This window comes from Rhodothermales bacterium (assembly GCA_013002345.1).
Classification (GTDB): Bacteria; Bacteroidota; Rhodothermia; order Rhodothermales; family JABDKH01; genus JABDKH01.
On record JABDKH010000267.1, the window covers coordinates 1 to 3,861 of the forward strand.

Annotated in this window: 4 protein-coding genes; 2 read left to right on the forward strand and 2 right to left on the reverse strand. The window is 59.6% G+C overall.

From position 1 onward, the window contains the following. Nucleotides 1-472, reverse strand: a 472-nt coding sequence (locus HKN37_12855; protein ID NNE47536.1) for an RES family NAD+ phosphorylase, incomplete at its 3' end; no start/stop codon positions are given. A gap of 15 nt (nucleotides 473-487) precedes the next feature. Further along, the gene (locus tag HKN37_12860) at nucleotides 488-1,012 is read right to left on the reverse strand and encodes a DUF2384 domain-containing protein (GenBank protein NNE47537.1); all 525 of its coding nucleotides are present in this window, start codon (nucleotides 1,010-1,012) and stop codon (nucleotides 488-490) included. 327 nt (nucleotides 1,013-1,339) lie between these two features. Between HKN37_12860 and HKN37_12865 the strand changes: the two genes are divergently transcribed. Together HKN37_12865 and HKN37_12870 are read left to right on the forward strand one after the other, a co-directional pair. After that, nucleotides 1,340-2,824, forward strand: a complete 1,485-nt coding sequence (locus tag HKN37_12865; protein ID NNE47538.1) for a DASS family sodium-coupled anion symporter — start codon at nucleotides 1,340-1,342, stop codon at nucleotides 2,822-2,824. Nucleotides 2,825-3,188: 364 nt separating this feature from the next. Continuing rightward, a partial coding sequence (locus tag HKN37_12870; GenBank protein NNE47539.1) for an acyltransferase occupies nucleotides 3,189-3,861 on the forward strand: 673 nt, incomplete at its 3' end.

Sequence of the window (3,861 nt, forward strand, 5' to 3'; positions counted from 1 at the left end):
CCAGAAGACCGTCCAGTCGCTCGTCAATCGGGACGCGGATCGGATCAAAAACCTTGAGCCTCGACATCGACCGATGGCTCGGGTTGATCAGGTAATTCGACTGTTGCGGGATCACGACGGACGGGACTCGCAGTACGAGTGACACGCCGCTCTCGATCCACGCATCGCCGACGTGCCGAGTCGCCGAGACCGGAGGTATCGAATCCCAATCCTCCGGCAAATCCGCAATATCTACGACCGTCACGTGCCTCGAATCAAACTCAGCACGGATGCAGACCTGATTCCGGAGACGCTCCCGCTTGTTCACTCGGACCAGCGTCTCGAGCAGCGCGAGCGAAAGGGAGTCGGACGTGTAGACCACCTTCGTGCCGCGACTGTTGAATCGGCCGCCGGTGATCTCGGCCCCTACTCCGTCGAACGCGGACACAGCGTAGCGGCGGTCTACAATTCGCCAAACGGAAATGCGTGACAAATCAGAACCCGAGGTTTAGACCGCAACACCGTGGCGAATCTGTTCAAGCAAACGCTCAACGATGGCGGCGCCAGGTTCTGACTTCGCCAGATCCAGCGGGGTCCTTTCCGCCAGGGCGAAGTTGGCTTCCTTCATCCAATCGCGCGCGTCGTCCTCACTACCGAGAACATCCGTAGCGAGTTCAATCAGTTTGAGAATCCGATAGACGCGCTCGGATTCATCCGGTGGAAGCCTGTCCTGCGACTTGCGACGGTTCAGTGTTCTTGGCGACATCTGCAGGACAACCGACAACTCTCGAACCGTCAGGTCGAGTGAGGTGCGAATGTCGTCCAGTCTCCCGGTCTCAAAGCCGTCGTCTATTCGTGCGGCTGCCTCCCAGTCACCGAGTTCTCGATATCGGATCGGACGCCTGGTCGCTGTACGCTTCCGGGGAGTTGGCGCTGTCCGCGACTGCTTCCCCTTCGTGGTGCCTGCATTCGCTGCGGGACGTCTCGAGAGATCCCCACTCCCTTTGCCACCGCGGTTCGCCTTCTTGTTCATAAGTTATGCCATTTGGCGCAACAATGAATGCCTTATGGCTGTTACGCTCCCGACTAGCAAAGTTTCCCGACTGTGCCCAATCAACTCCTGCTCATCGTGCGACCGCAGCAGGTACAACGAATCGTCGCCATCTTCGAATCCGCTGAGAAGCCAATTACATCTCTGAGAATCGTCTGCGGCAGGCCCGGATAGTTGAATGCGACAGAGCACAGCCCTCTAATTTGCTCTCCGCATATATAGCAGCCTGAGTATTAGCTTCAGGGATCGGACTGGTGCCGACCGCCGATCGGTCCGAACACGAGTCGACCCGAAACTCCGATCACTTCGATGGCTTTTGACGATTCGACAGGGTGGGGCATTCGCCAGAAAGTTGGACTGTTCCTGGGTCCCGCACTGTTGCTCCTCTTTGTCGTGACTCCGGCCCCCGAGTCGCTCGGTTCTGCTGGATGGCTCACGGCTGGACTCGCGCTCCTTATGGCGACGTGGTGGATCTCGGAGTCCGTGCCGATTCCCGCAACCGCACTTCTGCCCCTGGCCCTTTTTCCGATTGCCGGGGTCGGAACGATTGGAGAGGCCGCATCCCCGTATGCCGAGCCGGTCATCTTTCTTTTCATGGGTGGTTTCCTGATCGCGCTCGCGATGCAACGCTGGCAACTCCATCGCCGCATCGCCCTTCGGATCATCGCCAGAGTCGGAACCGGTCCGTCAGCCATCGTCGGTGGATTCATGATCGCGGCGGCGATTCTCTCCATGTGGGTCAGCAACACCGCCACCGCCCTGATGATGCTGCCGGTGGCTTTGTCCGTCATCGACCTCGCGGATGCATCCGCCGATGGCATAGTCAAAAGCAACTTCGCGATCGCCCTCGTCCTGGGCATTGCGTACGGGTGCAACATCGGCGGCATGGCGACCATCGTTGGCACACCCCCGAACGCGCTCCTCGTAGGTTTCATTGCCTCCGAGTACGGACATACCATCTCATTTGTCAACTGGATGGCCGTCGGGCTACCTCTGGTTGTCGTCGGGCTCCCGATCGCGTTCATCGTGCTTACACGCATTACGTGTCCGCTCAGAATTCGTACGCTCCCGGGCGCAGCAGAAACAGTTGCGGGTGAACTGCGCGGCCTGGGCCCGATCTCAACGGAAGAAAAGCGTGTGGGAGCCGTGTTCGTCCTGACTGCACTGGCCTGGATAACTCGACCGCTTCTGCTCCCCCTCATTCCATCGCTTTCGGATGCCGGGATCGCCATGATCGGCGGGCTCGCATTGTTTGTCATTCCATCGAACCTGCGGACCGGCACGTTCCTGATGGACTGGCGTACGGCACGTCGGCTCCCGTGGGGCACGCTCATTCTGTTCGGCGGCGGCCTCAGCCTTGCCGGCGCATTTACGCGGACCGGCCTGTCGCAGTGGATCGGAGAATCCATGGGAGGCATGTCGGGGCTGCCCGTACTACTTGTTCTGCTGGTAGTGATCGCCGTCGTGGTGTTCCTGACGGAGCTCACCAGTAACACCGCAACAACGGCCACCTTCCTGCCGGTGATTGCGGCCATGGCGCTCGGGATTGGCGAAAATCCTCTCCTGCTCGCGATACCCGCCGTGCTCGGTGCGAGCTGTGCGTTCATGCTACCCGTGGCGACACCTCCGAACGCCATCGTCTATGGGAGCGGCCGAGTTACCGTCCCCCAGATGGCCCGGGCAGGGGTGATCCTGAACGTCCTGTTCATCGGAGTCATCACCGTGCTGGCCTACACCCTGGTGATCTGGGTGTTCGGTGTGGAGTCGGGCGTGATTCCGGACTGGGTCGTTTAGGAGAACGCGACCGCAGTCGATCTGCTGCCTCAGCCCATCGATTCAATGAATAGGCTTCGGCCAATCTATGACGGTCTCGTCCGTCACGAAGTCCAGAGTGACGCGCCCGATTGTTCCTACAACTCGAGGGCCTGAGCGCGTGGCGTTCGAACTCACGCAGCTAGTCCGATAGACTGCCCGCACAACACTGCTTCCGAATCCGTAATCCACCCGACGATCGCCGATAATCCGTGTACATGCGGCCCGGGCAGTTGCATTTTGGTTCCACCTGTCTTAATTGACCATTTCGAAGTCAGCCAACAATCCTGGCTGGCGGGACACGATGTCGCCGTCTAGCCACCCGCGCACAACGAGGAGGAATAACATGGAACGATCAGTTCGCGCCGGACTCATCCAGGCAACCCTGTCCGAAAGCGCCGATAGTCCGATCGACAAGATCAAGCGCTCCATGATCGACAAGCATGTGGGTCTCATCGAAGAGGCCGCACGAAAGGACGCGCAAGTCGTCTGCCTCCAGGAACTCTTCTATGGCCCATACTTTCCGGCCGAGCAAAAGGAGAAGTGGTACGCTCTGACCGAGAGAGTGCCCGACGGACCGACGACAAAGCTGATGCAGGATCTCGCAAAGAAACACGAGATGGTGTTGGTCCTTCCCCTGTACGAAGAAGATCTAACCGGAGTCTACTACAATACCGCCGCGGTCATTGACGCCGACGGCACCTATCTCGGCAAGTTTCGAAAGATTCACATCCCGCATTGCAACCCGGGCTTCTGGGAGAAATTCTACTTCCGCCCCGGCAACCTCGGCTACCCGGTGTTCGACACGGCCGTCGGCAAGGTCGGCGTGTACATCTGCTACGATCGTCACTTCCCGGAAGGCTGGCGCGAGCTCGGCCTCAACGGCGCCGAGATCGTCTTCAACCCGTCTGCCACCGTCGCGGGTCTGAGCGAGTATCTCTGGAAACTGGAACAGCCCGCGGCCGCGTGCGCCAACATCTACTATGTGGGTGCCATCAACCGTCCGGGACACGAGGAGC

Excerpts from the sequence above, each read along its gene's own strand:
- HKN37_12865 (NNE47538.1), top strand. The coding sequence starts at position 1,340 with ATGGCTTTTGACGATTCGACAGGGTGGGGCATTCGCCAGAAAGTTGGA.
- HKN37_12860 (NNE47537.1), bottom strand. The coding sequence starts at position 1,012 with ATGAACAAGAAGGCGAACCGCGGTGGCAAAGGGAGTGGGGATCTCTCG.